The organism is Microbacterium sp. (assembly GCF_049661145.1).
In the GTDB taxonomy this organism is placed as follows: Bacteria; Actinomycetota; Actinomycetes; order Actinomycetales; family Microbacteriaceae; genus Microbacterium.
On sequence record NZ_JBASZT010000163.1, the window covers coordinates 16692 to 34044 of the forward strand.

A 17353-nucleotide genomic window follows, 5' to 3' on the forward strand; every position below is an offset into this window, starting at 1 on the left:
CTCGACCTGCGAAAATCTCACTCGATCCGGAAATCGCGAGCGTGTCTCCGGGGCGCGCGGCGGCGCAGGAGGAGCTTGCCGTGCAAGTCGGAGGTTCTCGCTCCGGGGTTTCCGTGGGCGACCGGCCTCCTGAAGGAGAGGCTGCCGTGAGCCTGACCGCGGACTGGCTGGATGCCATCGACGGGACGAACGCGCTGGCGGCGACGATCGATTTTTCCAGACACGGCTCTGCCGAGCAGATTGATCCTCTCGAAGCGAGGAGTGTGGCGTTCGAGGAGGCCGGCCCGGTTCGAGAGTTCGTCTCCTGGCCGGGTAAGCGGAACTTCGAGGGAAGGCTGTGGCTGTCCTCGACGAGCCAGCATGTGCCGTTCGAGTCGTTCTGGGAGCGGGCCTTCCTGGCGACGCTGGATCGCACGGGCGACGCGGTCACGGTGTCGAGTCAGCCGATGTGGATTCGCTGGCGATCCCCGAAGCGTTCTCACGTACCGGACTACTTCGTTCGACGAGGCGACGGAAGCGGACTCCTCGTCGATGTGCGACCCAAGGAACTGATCGGCGCCGAAGACGCGGCCAAGTTCGAACTCACGAGACGGCTCGCGGCCGCGCTGGGCTGGTCATACCTGGTCTTTGACGCGCTGCCGGGCGCTACCCAGGACAACCTGCGGTTCCTCCTGCGGTTCCGTGACCCCGCGTGGCTCGAGGGAGTCGATGTCGCTTCGCTGGCGCTGACGGGTTCGATGACGTTGGGCAGGCTCGCCGCGATCCTCGACGATGTTGCACGATCCGGGCTCGGGGCGGCGTACGCGCTGGTGTGGTCGGGCGCGGCGAAGGCAAACCTCGAACGTCCCTTGTCGATGTCGACGATCGTGGACTTCGGAGCTGGATCATGAAGGTTCATCCCGGCGACCTCATTCAGTGGCGAGGGGCGACCCATCACGTTGTGCTCGTCCGCCCCTCGTACCTGACGCTGCGGCCGTCTGACGGTGGCGAGGACGTGGAGGTGCTGGCCGCGGATCTGCCACTTGAGGCAGAGGCCGTCGCCCCATCCGCCCGGTCTCTGGCGGAACTGCGCCACCTGGACGACATCGACGACGCCGATCGCAGGGTCATCGATGTCTGGCTCGATGAGCTGAGGCGGGCAGACGATCTGGTTGCCGAGGGAATGAAGCGGATGCACGCGTACGAACAGGTCGCGGGCAACGTCAACCGGCGGCTGGGGACGGACTACGGGACGAGCAAAGTCATCCGCCAGCGTCACTCGCTCGAGCAATTCGGCGTCACCGGCCTCCTCGACCGTCGCCGATTCGGACTCCCCGACACACAAGGCCGCTCCTACGACTCCCGCCTGATCGAGGCGATCATGACGGTGAAGGCCGATCAGACGCGGAAGTCGACGGGGACGAAGACGCGCGTGTTCTGGCTGGTGCGCCGGGAGCTCGACGAACGTCACGGCGAGGGGGTCGTGCCGATGCCGAGTCGGGCCACGATGTACCGGCTGCTCGACGAACTCGACGGTGGAAAGCACACCTTCGGCACCGCCCGAACCCGCCGCACGACGGCGAATCAACCCGACTACATGCACGGGAACCGGTCCGGTGTCCGCCCCGGCGAGCAGGTTCTCATCGACACGACCCCGATGGAGATCCTCGTCGAATGCGACGGGGAGCCGGTGCGGCCCGATCTGACGTTGCTGCTGTGCGAGGCGTCACGGTCGGTGCTCGCCGGGATCGTGACGGTGGGCACGCGAAGCATCGACCTGGTCGTCGTGCTCGCCCGCGCCCTCGTCCCGTATGCGTTCCGCCCTGACGGGGTTCGCGCGAACCGCAGGATGGTGGCCGAAGCGTGGACGGGTGGGGATGAACTCCTCGCTGAACGGTTCGAGGGCATGCGGGACGCGCAGCCGTACATCTTTCCCGAGACGATCACGACCGACCGGGGTTCGTCGTATGTGTCTCGCCATTTCGCGGATGCGTGTCGAACTTTGGGGATCTCGCTCACCGTCGCTGCGGAGTACACGCCGACGCACAAGGCGAAGGTGGAGCGGATGTTCCGCACGGTGAAGGACCAGTTCACCCAGTACGCGATCGGGTTCCTCGGGCAGAGCCCGGATATGCGTGGCGATGAGGCCATCGCCACCGAGCAGCTCCTGACGCTTGAGCAGCTGCAGGAGCTGTTCGAGGACTGGGTCGCGGTGACGTGGCAGAACCAGCCACACAGCGCTCTGCGAGATCCCCGGAACCCGCGGTTGAAGCTGAGCCCGAACCAGATGGTCGCCGCCTACCGGGAAGTCGTCCCTGAGCTGGAAGTTCCGCTCACTGCCGACAACTATGTGGCGTTGCTGCCGACGGAGTGGCGGGTGATCAACCACTACGGCGTCGACATCGACCTGCGTGTCTACGACTCCGAACGGCTCAGCGGGCTGCGGAAGAAGAAGTCCTCACATCGCAGTCACCAGGGCAAGTGGCCGTTCCGCGTCGACCCGTACAACCCGATGACGGTGTGGCTCGAGCTCGGTGACGAGTTCGTGCCGCTGAGCTGGCGGTCACCGTACAGCGGGGCGCCGATGGCCGACGAGGTGTGGCGCGTCGCCCGCGCGCAGGCCGCCGCCCGCGGCGATGCCGAACCCACCGGCAACGACCTCAGCGAGGTCATCCGCCGGTTCATGAACACCGGCAACAAGCCGCAAAGCAAACGCGAACGGCAACGGAGCGTCGCGACACGCGCCGACCCGCTCGCGATCACGAACCAGGTCCCTGCCGGGGCGCTCGAACCCGCCAAGACCGAGGGATCACCGAGCGCGGACGCCGACGGGCGCGAGCCGGAGACGGTGGAGGCACGGCCCGGCTGGCCGGTGGCGGCGCCGTTCGGGTACACCCGAGCGCCGAACGAGGAGTGACGTGATGTTCGACGACCTGCTCGCAGACTTCGACTTCGACGCGCCGTCGACCGATTTCGACTACGCGACCAAGGAAGGATGGCGGCAGTTCGTCGAGTTCGTCGCCCAGCGTCCGCTGCCGCTCACGATGCCCGAGTACGAGGCGCTGGCCCCGTCGGAGCGCGCGTTGCACAACATCGCCCGGGAACGTTACATGACCATCGGTGCGCGGGTTGCGACACCGTCGCTGCGGCACGTGGCCACAGCGATCCGCAACGCGATGACCGACAACCGCTCGCCGGATGCCAGCAAATCCGGCGTGATCATCTCCGGGCGGCCGGGGGCGGGAAAGACCACGGCGGTTCAGGAGTTCGGTCGCCTGTTCGAACGAGTCCGCCGTCAGCGCGCAGGTGCCGGCGCACGAAACCTCATCCCCGTCGCCTATGTGCCGGTGCCCACCCATGCGACGGCGAAGACCATGATCACCAAGCTCGCCGACTTCTACGCGATCCCTCATTCTCGCAACGTCAACTACGAGATCCTTCTCGGCCGGGTCAGCCACGTCATGCGCGAATGCGCTACCGAACTGGTCATCGTCGACGACATCCACCGGCTCGACCTGCACTACCGCGGCAACGAGCAAGTCGCCGACGCGCTCAAAGAACTCTCCGAACGATGCCCGGGCACGATGGTCTACGCCGGTGTCGACGTCGCACGCAACGGCCTGTTCTGGGGATCGCGCGGTGAGCAGATCATGGCCCGCTTCGAACTGGTCAAGTTCGAGGAGTACGACACGACCAACACCGAGGGAGCCGCCGTCTGGGGCCGCATCCTCGTCGACCTCGAGAACTCGCTGTGCCTGATCTCGCAACCCCCAGAGGCCATCCTGACCGTCGCAGCAGAGCTCCGCGACCTCTCCCGCGGCTCGATCGGACGAGTCGCGAAAGCCGTGCGCCGCGGTGCACGGCACGCCATCGAACAGCACACCGAACGCCTCGACCTCGACGCCGTCCTCGCATATCTCGCGAGGCTCCGCGAGGCCGAGGGGTGGATCGAAGACGAAGAGAGCCGGCCCTCCACCCGCCCGAAGCGAGGGCGCCCCTCGAAGACCCGGGCATGAAGGCGTTGCCGGTGACCGTCGAACCCTTCGCGGGAGAGACGGTGCGCAGCCTCTACCGGCGCCTCGCAGAACGAAACGCCATCCCGTCCGGGGAGCTGTGGACCGCGATCCGTCACGCACAGCTGAAGCTTCCGTTGAAGACGACACCCGAGGCCGCACCGCACCTGGTCGAACAGCTCGCAGGCCTCCCGCCCGGCCACCTCGACGGCCGACCCCAAGACCGGCTGTTCGTCCGCTGCGCCCACGCGGCATGGCAGTACAACCCCTGCCCGATATGCGCGCCGCTCCCCGCACCGGCGACGATGTGCCGACGCTGCACCCGAGGCCAGACCGTCGAGGTCCGCACCCGCTCCGGCGCAGTCTGCGCCCGCCACCACCGGTGGCACTACGCCAGCGCCGACGACGACCTCACCGGACAGAACGCGCACCTTCACGCAGAACGATTCCTCACCGGAACCCTCTGGCAACGCGGCCTAGCACTCAACACAGGCGAACTGGAACTCGCCACAGAACTCCTCGGGTTCCGGCACACCGCGGGCCCTCAGCACGCCCAACCGGGCATCCTCGACGGGCGGTTTCGCGAGTACTACCCCAAGGCCGTGCAGGTGACCGCACTGCTGACCGAGCCGTGGGCGGAGCGGTTCCTCACGAACATCCGACTCGGACGGCTCCCGGTCGCCGTTCTCGTCGCAGCTGTGGTGACAGCCGTCGACACGCATTCACGACACCAACTTGCGACCCTCCGGGAGTCCTTCCGCGCCTACGACCGCGAAACGCTCATCACCCTGGACCGGACCGTGCGACTACGGCACGGCCGATCCCCCGGGCTGGACGAGTTCGGGACCAAGATCCTCGCCATCGCCTCCCGCGTCCGCGGCACGTTCTTGCGACACGCCGACGCCCGCAGGCCACCCACACATCACGAGCACGCAGAAAGCTCCCGAGCCTCGTGACAACCGCTCTGCGCACCCTGCCCATCCGCGTTGAACCCCTCGAAGGTGAGACCACGGACGGATACATCAGCCGGCTCGCGTCCACCCACCTACTCGAGGACGCAGACATCCACCGACTCGTCCTCGCTCGCATCGAACGGAGGACGTGGCCAGTCGTGGACTCCCGTGTCACCGGCGTCCTGGAAACGATCGCCGATCTGCCAGACGGAGCGCTGCGCCTCGACTTCGACCACGACGGCATGTGGGTCCGATGCGGTCACAAGAAGTGGGGGCCCCAGAAGTGCCAGAAGTGTCGGCGCTTCGCCGAGCCCCGCACTGCCTGCAGAACCTGCGCGCACGGAATGGAGACCACCACCATCGCCCGCGGCGGGGCGCTATGCCTCACCCACCACCAGTTCACCTTCCGCGGCGTGCGGGCCGACGTGACCGACTTGCCGGGGTACGAGCGGGCAGAACAGTCGCTACGCGCCCGCCTCTGGCCGCGCGGTGTCGCCCTCCACACCGGAGAGCTCAACCTCGCCGCCGCACTCGTCAGGGCCAGGAGTGCCGGCACCGGCGAGCCGAACCTGATCGCGCAACGGATGGAGCACCTGAACGTGGACGCGCCGTGCACCTACGAGCAGACGCTGCTGTGCGCGTACCCCGAAGCCATCCGAGTAGCGCACGTGCTGACCACACCCCGCCGCGTCACCCCACTGCTCGATATCACCACCTCCGTCCTGACCCAGACCGATCGTCTGTCGAAGGCGGTCGCGGAAGCGATCGGCGCACCCGTGAACGATGAACTCCACGCGTTCACGGCCTGTGTCGTTGGGCATGCGCACCGGGCGATGGTCTACATGTACGGGCTGCGCACCAGACGCCAAGCGAAATATCAGCTCTGCCCGCTCAACCGTGCCCTGATCGTCGCCGCCCACCGGCAACGCGCCTGCCTCCTCCGCCACGCCAACCCCCGAGCACTCCCCAACATCTGCGGCGAGCCGACAGACGCGGCCACCCGAACCCACGTGGTCCGCAACTGGCCGAACCTGATCGACGAACTCGCGGTGCCCTGACGAAACAACGACGCCCGGTCAGAGAACGTCATCGGCTTCCGAACCTCAGCGTGAACTCTCCGCGGCGCCGGGAGGTTCGAGGGCGTCGAGGAGCTCGCTGAGCACGATGAACAGCTCGTTGTAGCCCTGCTCGTAGAACAGAGCGTCCATCCCGGGTCGTTCGCTGTTGTCGAGGGCGGTGATGACCTGCCGTGCTTCACGGATCGCGGACTCCAGCCACGTCTCAGCGTCGGGAAGGCCACGGATACACTCGTCGATGATCGTGAAAGGGATCGGAGCGTAACCGTGCGCGTCGACGCCGACGTGAAACTGGTACTCGTGCGGCCCATGATCGCGGGCATGGGTGTGCCCGTGCAGCAGCGGCATCCCGTCGTCCCAGCGGGGTCGGTGCGCGGTGTGCCGATCGGTCTCTTGCGAGTCTCCGGCATACGGGTAGTGGGAGGCGAGCAAGCGGTAACCGTGGCGGGTGCCTCGGATCACTTCGGGAAGGATCGTCCAGCCCGCCGCCTCGTACAGTGGCAGGAACCGTTCGATTGCACGCTTCGACTGCGTCGCCGTCGAGAGGCGGTCGTGGTTGCCCGGTACCAGAAACCGCTGCCCGTTCAGCCGGGCCGTGAGCGCGAGCGACTCCTGGATCGGGCCGAGCGCCAGATCCCCGAGATGCAGCACGACATCGCCCGGCCCGACCACGGCATTCCACCTGGCGACAAGCTCCGCGTCCATCTCCTCGACCGTGCCGAACGGACGCCCCGCGAGCTCGCTGATCCGGGCATGCCCGAAGTGCGTGTCCGACGTGACGTAGTCGACCTGGTCGAAGTCAAACCATGGGTACTCGATCATCGTCTCCTCCAGTCTCTGCTGCCCGTGGGCGCCGCTCCGCAACGGGCAGGAAGCTCTCATCGGCGAAACTCGATCCGAACGAGGGCGACAGGCTCAGGCGGAGGCGAGGCTAGCGTTGTGGGGGCTGCCATCGATGTGGAGCGTCTCCTTACATGTTCAAGGATCGTCCATGCGCTCGGGGCAGGGTCTGGCTACAGTCGGGTCAGGCGCGTGTCGCAGGAGAGCCGATCGACGTGACTGTCGCGGTGGGCAGTGCGGCGAGGTCACTGCCTTTGAGGACGAGTTTTGATTCTCTTCGTCCCGAACCGATCACGACGAGCGGCGTGGCAGCAACCTGCTCGTCGACCAGGAGCGACCATCCGCCGGGAGCTCCGATGGGGGTGATCGCACCAAACTCCATCTCGGTCAGCTCGACGGCCCGATCGCGCGGAAGGAACGACGCACTGCGGACGTCGAGGAGCTTCTTCACCGTGGTGTTCACGTCGATGCGGTGTGTGGCGAGGGCGACGCAAGCGGCCACCCGTTCCACACCAGCCCTCCGGCCGCTGACGATGACGCAGTTGGCGAGGACCTCCGGCGGCAAGGAGTAGGCACCGGCGATGGCACCTGTGTCCGAGAAGGCGGGATCGATCAGGACGACCCCGACCCGGTCGAGGAGGTCGTACTGTTCCAAGGCGGCGAACGCGGCCGGCGCGATGAGTTCGGGACGTTTACGCGCTGCGACGGTGTGAAGGTCGCCAAGACTGTATGTGCCCATCGGCGTTGCTTTCTTTGTTGAGGGCGGTGCCTGGGGCGTGAGGCGCGCCTTCGAGTACGCGGGGGCATCCGTGGACGCCAGATTTCGGCACTCTGACTCGCCTCGCGCTCCAGGAGTAGTCGTCTCGTCGCCGCCAATGTCACGAGCGCTGTCGAATCTAGCGAAGTCTAGGGATGTCTAGCTTTTCCCTAGACGTCGCTAGATTCGTCTCCGCATCGTCGCGCGACCGAGCGTTCAGTTGGGCAGCGGGCTGTTGATCAACTGCTGACGTTGCTCGCGGGCCGCAGTCAGGGTGCCGCCGGCGGCGAGTTGCATGAGCGCTGTCTCGACGTTGATGGTGTCGGTCGCGCTGCGTGTGGCTGCTCCTGCGTGTTCGTGGCGGTGGGCGTTCCAGGTGGCGTCGGCGATACTCTCCGCGATTCGCGCGCGGACAGTATGGGCGAGCTCTGTGGCCGCGCGGTGGACTCGGGTGCTGAGGTCCGCGTCCGCCCAGTCGTCCGGGGTCGCGGTGATAGAGGTTGGCAGAGTCAGCGCGCGCATGAAGCCGAATAGCGGGCGCAGCTGGTCTTCGACCACAAGAGCGTGTCGTGGACTGCCGGCGGTTGCGGCGAGCAGGACGGGTCTCGCGATGAGGAGGTCGTTGTCGAGGAGATCGATGAACGACTTGAAGAGCCCGCTGACGCCGGCCTTGTAGATCGGCGTGGCCGCGATGACGGCGTCCGCTGACGCGAGGCGTGCAATCGCGACGGTGAGCCGGTCACTGTGCGGGCCACCGATGGTCGCGGTCGCAATTTCTGTGGCGAGCGGGGCGAGGTCGATGAAGGACGCGGTCGCGGCGAGGCCGAGCGCCTCGAGGTTTTCGATGCTGCGCTGGACGAGCCGGTCGGCCAGCAGACGTGTGCTGGAGGGGTCGCTGACACCTGCCGAGATCACCGCGATCTCAGCGGTGTGGGGGAGCGTCGTATTCATCGGGTCTCTTCCGTCGTGTCGTTGTGCGCTGCAGTGGGAATGTGTGCGACGAGTTCGTCGCAGAGGCTGCGCAGCTGGTCGAGCTTCTCGTGGTCCAGCATCATCAGCGCGGCGACATCGCGGGCGTGCTGGGCGCCGAGGCGGCGTTGCACCGATCGGCCTTCGTCGGTGAGACGCAGGCGTGCCGCGCGGCGGTCCTGCGCGTCATCGGTTCGCGCCACCAGCCCGCGTTGTTCCAGCCGGCCGACCAGTCGAGACAGGCCCGGCTGGGTGAGCAGCTCGTCCGCTTGAAGGTCGGTAAAGCGTGCGCCACCTGGCCAACGAGTGAGCTCGTACAGGACCCCATACTCGCGGGCGCTGACCTCGTTCCAGGTGCCTTCGCGCAGCAGCTCGCGGGCGATGCTGGCCTGTGCCCGGAACAGGCTCTCCCACGCGCGCACCGCATCGACTGCCACACTCCCGGCCCGAATTGCGGCCATCATGCCACTGCCGGGTAGTTGGCACGGAACGTCGCATCGCTGTCCTGGTAGGGAGAAGTGCCCGTGACGTTGTCACCACGGTTCGGGTTCGGGCGGGGCTGTCGCGGTTCGGCGTCGCCGTACTTCGCACGCACCAGGCTCGCATGTGTAGGTGCGTCGGCCGCGCCCGACGAGCGCCTCACCGCCATTTCCTTGCGCAGCACCGGTACGACTTCGGTGCCGAGCAACTCGACCTGTTCGAGCACCGTTTCTACCGGGAGCCCGAAGGCGTCGACGTTCCACAGCTGCCGCTGGTAGTCGCCGAACCCCTCCTGGAAGGTGAGGGTCTTGTCGATGACCTCCTGCACGCTGCCCACGCTCGAGGGCGTCTGCGCGATGTAGTCATCGAGGTTGTACGCCTGCCCGTAGATCTCGTTGCCCTCGAAGTAGGGCCGGTAGACGTCGCGGGCGGCTTGCGATGTGCGTCCGATGAAGGCGTGTCCGCCGAGTCCGACGATCGCCTGCTCGCGGGTGCCGTGTCCGTAGTGCTCGAACCGCTGACGGTAGAAGTCGATCAGCGGCTTGAAGTGGAAGTTGGGGGCGAGGATGTGGTTGGCGAAATATCCGTTGCCGTAGAACGCGGCCTGCTCTGCGATCTCGGGCGTGCGGATGGAGCCGTGCCATACGAATGGTGCAACGTCGTCGAGCGGACGCGGGGTAGACGTGAATCCTTGCAGCGGACTGCGGAACGTGCCCTCCCAGTCGACGACATCGTCGCGCCACAGCCGATGCAGCAGGTTGTAGTTCTCCAGCGCGAGTGGCAGGCCCTGGCGGATGTCCTTGCCGAACCACGGGTACACCGGCACCGTGTTTCCGCGGCCGAGCATCAGGTCCATGCGCCCCTTGGCAACGTGCTGGAGCATCGCGTAGTCCTCCGCGACCTTGACCGGATCGTTCGTCGTCACCAGGGTTACCGCCGTGCTGAGGAGGATGTTCTTCGTCGTGGTCGCGATCCCGGCCAGCAAGGTCGTGGGTGACGACGAGAAGAACGGGGGGTTGTGATGCTCGCCGATCGCGTACACATCTAGCCCGACTTCGTCCGCACGCTGAGCGATGCGAATCGTCGCTTCGATGCGCTCCGCTTCGCTCGGCGTCTGACCGGTTACCGGATTGCGGGTGATGTCGCTCACCGAGAAGATTCCGAACTGCATCCCAGAGGTGTTGTTCTCGCTCATGTCGGGTCCAACAAAACATGACTGCGCATATATTCCACTCTCCCTAGAACTCCTGCGCGGAGAGTCATGTCAGTGGCCTGCCGACGTCGCGTCGATTGCGAGGATGGCGTGATGGATGCGGTAGCAGCGATGATCCCAGTCGCGTTGGGCGTGATCATGTTCGGACTCGGCATGTCGCTGACTGCCGCGGACTTCGCCCGGGTCGTGCGGCATCCGCGGGTCGCACTGATCGCGTTGACGTGCCAGGTGATCCTGCTGCCGTTGGTGTGTTGGGGGATCGTCGTCGTGCTGGGGTTGCCTCCGGTGTTCGCGGTGGGGATGCTGCTGCTCGCGGCGTCGCCGGGCGGGGCGGCGGCGAGCTTGTGGAGTCACCTGTTCGGAGGCGATGTCGCGCTGAACATCAGCCTCACCGCGGTGAGCTCGGTGCTGTCGGTGGTGACGCTCCCGTTGATCACCAACCTCGCGCTGACGGTGTTCTACCCGGGCGACGCAATCGGGCTGCAGTGGGCGAAGGTCGTCGAGTTCTTCGTCATCGTGCTCGGACCGGTCGCCTTGGGGATGCTGGTGCGTCGCCTGCTGCCAAGACTGGCTGCGCGCGTGAACCGCGCCGTAAAGCTCGCATCCGTCCTCGTGTTGATCGGGATCAACCTCGCCGTCATCATCCCAGGCTGGTCGACACTCGTTGCGTCCCTCGGCACCCTCGCCGCCGCCGTGAGCCTGTTCAGTGCAACCAGCTTCACGATCGGCTACTTCGCACCGCGACTGCTGCGGGTCTTGCCTCGGCAGGCGGTTGCGACATCGTTCGAGATCGGGATACACAACGCCGGTGTCGCGATCTTCGTGGGCACTGTGGCGCTGGGCGACCCCGCCTTCGCGTTGCCCGGCGCGCTCTACGGGATTCTGATGAACCTCTTCGCCCTGGGCTTCGGTTTCAGCGTCGCTCGCCGGGTCGTGCATCGGAACTCTGTCACCGAGGGACATGCCTACGGTGCGCAGAACCCGGTGAGCGGGTCCGGCGCACCGTAGGGGTGGGGCTTCAGGCGAGTTCGACGAAGTTGCGTGCTGGCAGGGGCCCGCCGGGGAACTCATGGAGCCTGCCACCTTCAGCGAGTCCGCCGAGGTCGATGGCGACGAACCCGGTGGGCTCGATCAAGTCCAGGACGGCCGACTTCGCGGTCGGATCGTCGCCCGACATGAACAGCAGCCGGCGCCCGCCAAGTGGTCGTGGGTCAGCATACGAGACCGGGCTGAGATGGTTGAACGCCTTCACGACACGGGCTCCGGGCGCGTGTGATCCGACGACCTCGCTGGATGTGCGACCGCCCAGCTCGGCTTTGCGGAACGTCGGCGCCTCGAGCGGGTTAGTGGTGTCGACGAGGATCTTTCCCGACCAGTCCGACACCGCGCCCAGCGCCGCCGCCACGTGCGACCACGGCACCGACACGAACACGACATCTGCTTCTGCCGCTTGCTTCGTGGTGCCGGCCGTGACCGTCGCACCCAGCTGCGCGGCCTTCGCCTGCAGCGAAGCGGGACCGCGACTGTTGCTGACCACGACCGTCTGACCGGTCGCGGCCAGCAGCGCGGCGACCGCCCCGCCGATCGCGCCCGTGCCGATGAACCCGACGCTCATGCCGGCGTCGAGGCCGGTGCCGACGTCGTGGTCGTCGCGCCGTACCCCTGCTTGTCGAGCCAGTCGAGCACGACCTCGGCGACTTCCCGCCAGCCGTGATCGATGGTCAGGGAGTGGCCCTTGCCTTCGAACACGTGCAGGTCGGTGACTGCCGCCGACCCCTCGTACAGGCCGTAAGTGGCGCGCACGGAGACTTCGGGCACGGTGTGGTCGGCGGACCCGGCGATGACCAGCAGCGGGCCGCGATCTTCGTTGTCGGTGTCGACCTTCGCAGGCGAGTTCGGCGAGAAGTTCGCGAATCCGGCTTCGAACAGCGGCTTGCCCGGCGAGGGGATGTTCCACGCCGCCCAGAGCGCGTCCGACTCCTCCTCGGTGAGCGCGTTGCCGAAACCGTACCGGAACTGCTTCTCGTTGAGCGCCTTCGCACGCTCCTTGTTTGCCGGGTTGCCGAGGACGGGGAACGCGGACCTCAGCTGCGCGAATGGCAGCGGCTTCACGCCCTTGATCGGGGCGGGGTCGATTGCGACGGCACCGGCGATGCAGTCACGGCCGAGCAGCTTCTCGGCCAACAGCCCGCCGAACGAGTGGCCGACAACCACGGGCCTCGTCTCGCGCTGCTTCAGCTCGGCAGTGAAGTGGTCGACGAGCTCGTCGATGCCATACCCCGCCTGCGCGTCGGGATTCGCACGGGTCTCGGCGATGGTGTCGGCCTCTCCGGGCCAGGCCGGAGCGATGGCGTTGTAGCCACGCTCGGCGAACAGGTCGATCCACGGCTTCCAGGACTCCTTGGAGATCCACAGGCCATGCAAGAAGACGACGTCAGTCATCTCAGGCTCCTTCGATGTGGGGTGCGGATGAACCCCGACGGCCTGCCGGGGCTCCGATCGCGACGCTAGACCCGCCGATGCAGGTCATGCTTGACCGAGAGCGAACCGACCGGAGCGGCTTGACCGACAGCGAACAGGCGGGAGTGGGACTTGACCGAGCGCGCACCGGGGTCCCGGGTCCGGGGTACCTTGGTGCGCTACGCGGAAGACATCGCTCGCGCCCCGGCCCTACCCTGGTGACACGGCATGACCGTCCCGGGAAGGGGGTTCGCGGATGCCTGACGTGCTCATGGAGGTGCCGCCGGGGCTTGTGCAGGTGGAACTGCGCCTGACCTCTGACCTGCCGCCTCGCCTCGCGCCACGGCATGAGACGTTCGGGGATGTGTTCCTCGCCGTCGTACCGGAAGGCCCGGCATTCCGCGCCGAACGCTCGTGGAGGCACATCGCCCGCGACCCGCAGGAAACCCTGTCCCTCGCATTCGTTGACGGCGGCCAGATGCGGCTCCGGCAGGGGGACCGCGAGATCTTCCTGCAGGCCGGCGACCTGGTGCTGCTGGACACCACCCGCCCGTACCAGATCGTGTCGCGGGACATGTTCGCCACCCGCAACTTCCAGTTCCCAAAAGCCATGCTGGGACTCGCGGAGACCGACGTCTCACACCTGACCGGCACGCAACTGCGACAAGGACACGCGCTCAGCGCATTCCTCGTGCCCTACCTCGGTCGACTGGCGCAGCCGAATGTGAACCTGCACCCCGTAACCCGAGATCGGCTTGTGCACGACGTCACCGACATCCTCGCCACCCTGATCGGCGACACGATGCGGGACATGCCGCTCGAGGACGCAGCGCGCCGCACATTCGTGCTCCGAGTCAAGGCGTTCATCGACACGCATCTCGACGATCCCGGCCTGACCCCCGAGAGGATCGCTCTGGCACATGGGATCTCGGTGCGGTACCTGCACAAACTGTTCCAGGGTGAAGGTGTCACCGTCGGGCGGTGGATCCTGCATGCGCGCCTGGAACGCTGCCGGTACGTCCTCGCGAATGCCGACTATCCCGACGTCACCATCTCCGACGTCTGCCATACCTGGGGATTCGTGAGCCCCGCCCACTTCTCTCGAGCGTTCACTGCTGCGTACGGGATGAGCCCGAAGCAGTGGCAGATTCAAGCCCGCGCACGGAGGCGCAGATGACCATAGAACGCGACGACACCACGCGCGCCATCCCCGTCGGAATCGCGAACCCTCACGGCATCTCCCTCGAACCGGAAGCGCAGGCGTTCGTCGAGGCCGGCGAGTTCATCCCGTACCTGTACACGGTCACCCCCGACCAGAAACGGCGAATGCTCGACGAGCTCCAAGCCCGCCCCACACCGCGCCCAGCCGCTGATGAGGACTGGTACGTCGTGAACGCGCACAGCGGCGAGCACCCGCCGGTGCCGGTACGCGTGGTCCGTCCGACGCGGCACCGCGGCTCCGCGCCCGCACCGGTCGTGCTGTGGGTGCATGGCGGCGGTTGGGTGATGGGGAACGCCGCAAGCCACGACCGCCTGGTGCGGGAGGTCGCGGACGCCTCCGGAGCGACGATCGTGTTCCCCGAGTACGGACTGTCACCCGAGCACGCGTACCCCACCGCGATCGACCAATGCGCGACCGTCGCCCGCTGGATCGTCGACGAAGGGCACACCCACGGACTGGACGCGAGCCGCATCGCGGTCGTCGGCGACCAGATGGGCGGCACCATCGCCGCGGCCCTCACCCTCCGCGCCGCCGCCGGCTCCCTGGCAGTGCAGTTCGCCTTCCAAGCGTTCATGTATCCGGCTACGGACGCAGCGTGCGACACCGCGAGCTTCACCGAGTTCGCCACCGGCTACTCGCTACGCGCTGAGGGGTATCGGGACTTCTGGAGGCTGTACTGCCCCAACCCGGCCCGACGCTTCGACCACGAAGCCTCGCCCGCCCGGGCGCCGGCCGCGTTGCTCGCGCAGACGCCGCCCGCGCTCATCATCACAGCCGAGGCCGACTGCCTGCGCGACGAAGGTGAAGCCTACGCTGCCGCTCTCCGCGACGCCGGGGTGCCCGCCCTGGCCGTACGCTACTCCGGGGTCACCAACAGCTTCATGATGCTCGACACCCTCCGCGGCACTATGGCCGCCGAGGCCGCGATCGGCCAGCTCGGCGCCACCTTGCGCGCCGCCTTCGGTGACCGTTGACACGACCGCCCGCGTGTAGACCCGCCTATGATCACTGAGGGTCGCCTTACCCGACGGTCCCAGGAGGAGAGATGACCACGAGGCTTCTGCTGACGTGCGCGGCGATCGGCGTCGCCGGTGGTCTGCTGAACATCGGCAATGCTTACCTCTTCAACGCGCTCGTCGTGGTCGCACCGATGCTGCTGGGCCTTGCCGCCGGGATCTACTTCCTGCCCGGCGTCATTGCGCTGGCTGCCCTGCGCCGCGGTGGAGTGGGGCTGCTGACGTCGGTGCTCGCTGGTCTCGTACAGGCGCCGTTCGTCCCGACCGGGATCGTCAGCGTCTCGGTGTTCGTGATCATCGGCATCCTGATGGAGCTTCCCTTCCTGGTCGCCGGGTACCGATACTGGCGGCCGTGGCTGTTCTACGTGATGGCGCTGTGGGCTGCGGCGTTCTACAGCGTCTACTGGTTCTTCGCGTACGACCTCGCCTCGGCGACGCTCGCGCTGCAGCTCGGCCTGCCGCTGATCCTCACTGCCGTCCTGCTGCTGACCACGTTCCTCGCCCGGTTGCTCGCGGCCCGGCTGACCGCCATCGGGGTGTTCCGCGGAGTCCAGCTCGCCGAGGATCGTCGCCGTCGCGGTGCGCGAATCGCGACGGAACCGGATGCCGCAGCCGGCGCGGAATCGACCACCTGATGGCACGCGACCACAGCCGGCCCGTGAAACCGGCCGTGCAGAAGATGCTGCGCGGCCACGTCATCGACGGCAGGCAGATCACCCCGAACATGTGGCGACTCACGATCGGTGGCGGAGAGCTCGATGAGCTCCACCCGATGGGCTTCGACCAGTGGTTCCGGTTCTTCTTCCCACGTGACGGGCAGGGCGAGTTCCGGCTGCCCGGCCGGGGTGATCTGCTCGGCTACGCACAGTTCCTCGCCACGCCCCGCAGCATCCGCCCGCACATGCGCAGCTATACCGTCCGCGAGTTACGCCGCCCGCCGACGGGGACGCAGATCGACATCGACATCGTGCTACACGACGGCGGCATCGGGTCCAGTTGGGCGCAGGCCGCCCAACCCGGAACCCAGATCGCGCTGCTGGATGAGGGCATCGGGTTCGCTCCGCCCGCCGACGCCGACAGATTCTTGCTGGTCGGTGACGAGACGGCGCTGCCCGCGATCGCCGGCATCTGCGCATCCCTTCCCGACGCCGCACGCGGGGTCGCGGTGATCGAGGTCCCCGACCTCGCCGACCGGCAGGAGTTCACCGCTCCCCCGGGCATCGACATCCGATGGCTCCCTCGCGCGCCCGGGCAGCGACCCGGCGTAACCGCACTGCATCACGTACACGATGACGCCGAGTTCGCGCCGGCCGGGGTCTACGCCTACACCGCCGGGGAGTCTGCCCTCGCCACCGGCACTCGTCGATACCTCACCGCCACCCGCGGCATCCCTAAGGACCAGGTCGCGTTCTGTGGGTACTGGCGCCTCCCCACACGCGCTGTGGGCTGAGCAACTGACGCCGCTCAGCCCACAGCGCGCGACTCAGGCCGCGCGCAGCAGCGTCGAGGGGGCCTCACTGACCGCGCTCACCGAAGCGATGGGCATCAACCGGCGCAGCATCCACGCTGCGTTCGGCCAGCCAGCTCTTCCGAAAGGCCGTCGACCACTACCTCGCAGGCCCGGACGGATTCATGGCGGGGCGGCATGATCCTTCCCGAGATCCGTGCCAACGTGCTTCAGTGGAAAGGTGGTACCCGCATCGTATTCATGACAGGTGTCGTGAGAAAGATCGTCCGTCTTGCATGACGACTTGAGTGAGAAAACCCCAGGTCAGCTACTCGGCGACCTGACAACTCTCATGAGATCCGACATCAGACACATAGGTATCAGGTAACGGTGATTCCGTGGTCATGTTGAGGCGGGAGCGCGGGTGCTCACTCGTTCCACTCTTCGCCGACCAGCTCACTGCCGCACAGGCGCGGTCTCGGTCTCCTGGCTCGTCGCCCATGCGGCCAGCAGCGGGCAGCTCAGCCATGAGGTGGGTTGCATCGCATCCGCGCGCGAGATGTCGGTCCTACCCGAGAAGATGGATCGATGGATTCGGCACCCGTGTTGCACGCGTGGGTGGACGAGTCTATGCATGCCGCGAGCAGCGCTCTCGCTGAAGGCATCTACCTCCTTGCGGCCACTGTCGCGGATCCGGGTGCGTGCGATCCTGCCCGCGAAGTGCTGCGCCGGCTTCGCCCAGGTCGGGCTCCTCGACTGCACTGGCGCGACAACGACGCCCGCAGTCGTCGCCGCATTGCGACCCGACTTGGCTCAGGCTAGTGCCCCGCGGCGGCGCGGGTTTTGATGGCTTCGATGGCGGTGGCGGCGTGGGGTTCGAGGGGGACGGCGACGGCGATGTCGTGGCCGTCGATGGTGATGATCCCGT

Annotated in this window: 18 protein-coding genes; 10 read left to right on the top strand and 8 right to left on the bottom strand. The window is 67.0% G+C overall.

Translation table 11 applies throughout. From position 1 onward, the window contains the following. Positions 1 to 146: 146 nt before the first annotated feature. Genes WBP48_RS07395 through WBP48_RS07410 form a run of 4 tightly spaced genes read left to right on the top strand, consistent with a single transcriptional unit; the run spans position 147 to position 4948 of the window. The gene (locus WBP48_RS07395) at positions 147 to 890 is read left to right on the top strand and encodes a TnsA-like heteromeric transposase endonuclease subunit (protein ID WP_424438328.1); all 744 of its coding nucleotides are present in this window, start codon (positions 147 to 149) and stop codon (positions 888 to 890) included. Next, positions 887 to 2896: a hypothetical protein gene (locus WBP48_RS07400; protein WP_424438331.1), complete on the top strand. Its 2010-nt coding sequence runs from the start codon at positions 887 to 889 to the stop codon at positions 2894 to 2896. The genes WBP48_RS07395 and WBP48_RS07400 overlap by 4 nt, the downstream gene beginning before the upstream one ends. A 4-nt stretch (positions 2897 to 2900) precedes the next feature. Next, on the top strand, positions 2901 to 3995 hold the full coding sequence (locus WBP48_RS07405) for an ATP-binding protein (protein ID WP_424438334.1): 1095 nt from the start codon (positions 2901 to 2903) through the stop codon (positions 3993 to 3995). An 11-nt stretch (positions 3996 to 4006) separates the two neighbouring features. Then, positions 4007 to 4948: a hypothetical protein gene (locus WBP48_RS07410; protein WP_424438337.1), complete on the top strand. Its 942-nt coding sequence runs from the start codon at positions 4007 to 4009 to the stop codon at positions 4946 to 4948. A gap of 89 nt (positions 4949 to 5037) precedes the next feature. Here the strand turns inward: WBP48_RS07410 and WBP48_RS07415 are convergent, their stop codons facing one another. After that, a complete protein-coding gene (locus WBP48_RS07415; RefSeq protein ID WP_424438340.1) occupies positions 5038 to 5181 on the bottom strand; it encodes a hypothetical protein in 144 nt (47 codons plus the stop codon). 108 nt (positions 5182 to 5289) lie between these two features. Between WBP48_RS07415 and WBP48_RS07420 the strand changes: the two genes are divergently transcribed. Then, positions 5290 to 6003, top strand: a complete 714-nt coding sequence (locus WBP48_RS07420) for a hypothetical protein (protein ID WP_424438343.1) — start codon at positions 5290 to 5292, stop codon at positions 6001 to 6003. 45 nt (positions 6004 to 6048) lie between these two features. Here the strand turns inward: WBP48_RS07420 and WBP48_RS07425 are convergent, their stop codons facing one another. From WBP48_RS07425 to WBP48_RS07445, 5 genes are all read right to left on the bottom strand, one after another. Beyond that, on the bottom strand, positions 6049 to 6843 hold the full coding sequence (locus WBP48_RS07425; RefSeq protein ID WP_424438346.1) for a metallophosphoesterase: 795 nt from the start codon (positions 6841 to 6843) through the stop codon (positions 6049 to 6051). Between the two features lie 202 nt (positions 6844 to 7045). Further along, on the bottom strand, positions 7046 to 7600 hold the full coding sequence (locus tag WBP48_RS07430) for a YbaK/EbsC family protein (protein ID WP_424438349.1): 555 nt from the start codon (positions 7598 to 7600) through the stop codon (positions 7046 to 7048). A gap of 234 nt (positions 7601 to 7834) precedes the next feature. After that, positions 7835 to 8569 (bottom strand): CE1759 family FMN reductase, encoded by a 735-nt coding sequence (locus WBP48_RS07435; protein ID WP_424438352.1) that lies wholly within the window; start codon positions 8567 to 8569, stop codon positions 7835 to 7837. Continuing rightward, complete coding sequence (locus WBP48_RS07440) at positions 8566 to 9024, bottom strand: MarR family winged helix-turn-helix transcriptional regulator (protein WP_424438355.1); 459 nt, start codon at positions 9022 to 9024, stop codon at positions 8566 to 8568. Before WBP48_RS07440 ends, WBP48_RS07435 begins: the two co-directional genes overlap by 4 nt. Before the next feature lie 23 nt (positions 9025 to 9047). Further along, positions 9048 to 10238: a CE1758 family FMN-dependent luciferase-like monooxygenase gene (locus WBP48_RS07445; protein ID WP_424438379.1), complete on the bottom strand. Its 1191-nt coding sequence runs from the start codon at positions 10236 to 10238 to the stop codon at positions 9048 to 9050. Between the two features lie 135 nt (positions 10239 to 10373). Between WBP48_RS07445 and WBP48_RS07450 the strand changes: the two genes are divergently transcribed. Continuing rightward, positions 10374 to 11288 (top strand): bile acid:sodium symporter family protein, encoded by a 915-nt coding sequence (locus WBP48_RS07450; RefSeq protein ID WP_424438358.1) that lies wholly within the window; start codon positions 10374 to 10376, stop codon positions 11286 to 11288. A gap of 10 nt (positions 11289 to 11298) precedes the next feature. Here WBP48_RS07450 and WBP48_RS07455 read toward each other — a convergent pair whose 3' ends face one another. Together WBP48_RS07455 and WBP48_RS07460 are read right to left on the bottom strand one after the other, a co-directional pair. Then, the gene (locus tag WBP48_RS07455) at positions 11299 to 11895 is read right to left on the bottom strand and encodes an NADPH-dependent F420 reductase (RefSeq protein WP_424438361.1); all 597 of its coding nucleotides are present in this window, start codon (positions 11893 to 11895) and stop codon (positions 11299 to 11301) included. Beyond that, positions 11892 to 12722: an alpha/beta hydrolase gene (locus WBP48_RS07460; protein WP_424438364.1), complete on the bottom strand. Its 831-nt coding sequence runs from the start codon at positions 12720 to 12722 to the stop codon at positions 11892 to 11894. The genes WBP48_RS07455 and WBP48_RS07460 overlap by 4 nt, the downstream gene beginning before the upstream one ends. A gap of 274 nt (positions 12723 to 12996) precedes the next feature. On the opposite strand from WBP48_RS07460, the gene WBP48_RS07465 reads away from it, so the two are divergent. The 4 genes from WBP48_RS07465 to WBP48_RS07480 all read left to right on the top strand — a co-directional run bounded on the left by WBP48_RS07465 (position 12997) and on the right by WBP48_RS07480 (position 16428). Beyond that, a complete protein-coding gene (locus tag WBP48_RS07465) occupies positions 12997 to 13917 on the top strand; it encodes a helix-turn-helix domain-containing protein (RefSeq protein WP_424438367.1) in 921 nt (306 codons plus the stop codon). Then, positions 13914 to 14936 (top strand): alpha/beta hydrolase, encoded by a 1023-nt coding sequence (locus WBP48_RS07470; protein ID WP_424438370.1) that lies wholly within the window; start codon positions 13914 to 13916, stop codon positions 14934 to 14936. Before WBP48_RS07465 ends, WBP48_RS07470 begins: the two co-directional genes overlap by 4 nt. Before the next feature lie 71 nt (positions 14937 to 15007). Further along, positions 15008 to 15613, top strand: a complete 606-nt coding sequence (locus WBP48_RS07475; protein WP_424438373.1) for an ECF transporter S component — start codon at positions 15008 to 15010, stop codon at positions 15611 to 15613. Positions 15614 to 15636: 23 nt separating this feature from the next. Further along, positions 15637 to 16428 carry a siderophore-interacting protein gene (locus WBP48_RS07480; protein WP_424438376.1) on the top strand — a complete coding sequence of 264 codons (792 nt, stop codon included), beginning with the start codon at positions 15637 to 15639 and terminating at the stop codon, positions 16426 to 16428. The last annotated feature ends 925 nt before the right edge of the window (positions 16429 to 17353 follow it).

Coding starts and splice junctions, on each gene's coding strand:
- WBP48_RS07400 (WP_424438331.1), top strand. CDS start 887: ATGAAGGTTCATCCCGGCGACCTCATTCAGTGGCGAGGGGCGACCCAT.
- WBP48_RS07460 (WP_424438364.1), bottom strand. CDS start 12,722: ATGACTGACGTCGTCTTCTTGCATGGCCTGTGGATCTCCAAGGAGTCC.
- WBP48_RS07450 (WP_424438358.1), top strand. CDS start 10,374: ATGGATGCGGTAGCAGCGATGATCCCAGTCGCGTTGGGCGTGATCATG.
- WBP48_RS07465 (WP_424438367.1), top strand. CDS start 12,997: ATGCCTGACGTGCTCATGGAGGTGCCGCCGGGGCTTGTGCAGGTGGAA.
- WBP48_RS07420 (WP_424438343.1), top strand. CDS start 5,290: ATGGAGACCACCACCATCGCCCGCGGCGGGGCGCTATGCCTCACCCAC.
- WBP48_RS07455 (WP_424438361.1), bottom strand. CDS start 11,895: ATGAGCGTCGGGTTCATCGGCACGGGCGCGATCGGCGGGGCGGTCGCC.
- WBP48_RS07475 (WP_424438373.1), top strand. CDS start 15,008: ATGACCACGAGGCTTCTGCTGACGTGCGCGGCGATCGGCGTCGCCGGT.
- WBP48_RS07430 (WP_424438349.1), bottom strand. CDS start 7,600: ATGGGCACATACAGTCTTGGCGACCTTCACACCGTCGCAGCGCGTAAA.
- WBP48_RS07405 (WP_424438334.1), top strand. CDS start 2,901: ATGTTCGACGACCTGCTCGCAGACTTCGACTTCGACGCGCCGTCGACC.
- WBP48_RS07425 (WP_424438346.1), bottom strand. CDS start 6,843: ATGATCGAGTACCCATGGTTTGACTTCGACCAGGTCGACTACGTCACG.
- WBP48_RS07445 (WP_424438379.1), bottom strand. CDS start 10,238: ATGCAGTTCGGAATCTTCTCGGTGAGCGACATCACCCGCAATCCGGTA.
- WBP48_RS07435 (WP_424438352.1), bottom strand. CDS start 8,569: ATGAATACGACGCTCCCCCACACCGCTGAGATCGCGGTGATCTCGGCA.
- WBP48_RS07470 (WP_424438370.1), top strand. CDS start 13,914: ATGACCATAGAACGCGACGACACCACGCGCGCCATCCCCGTCGGAATC.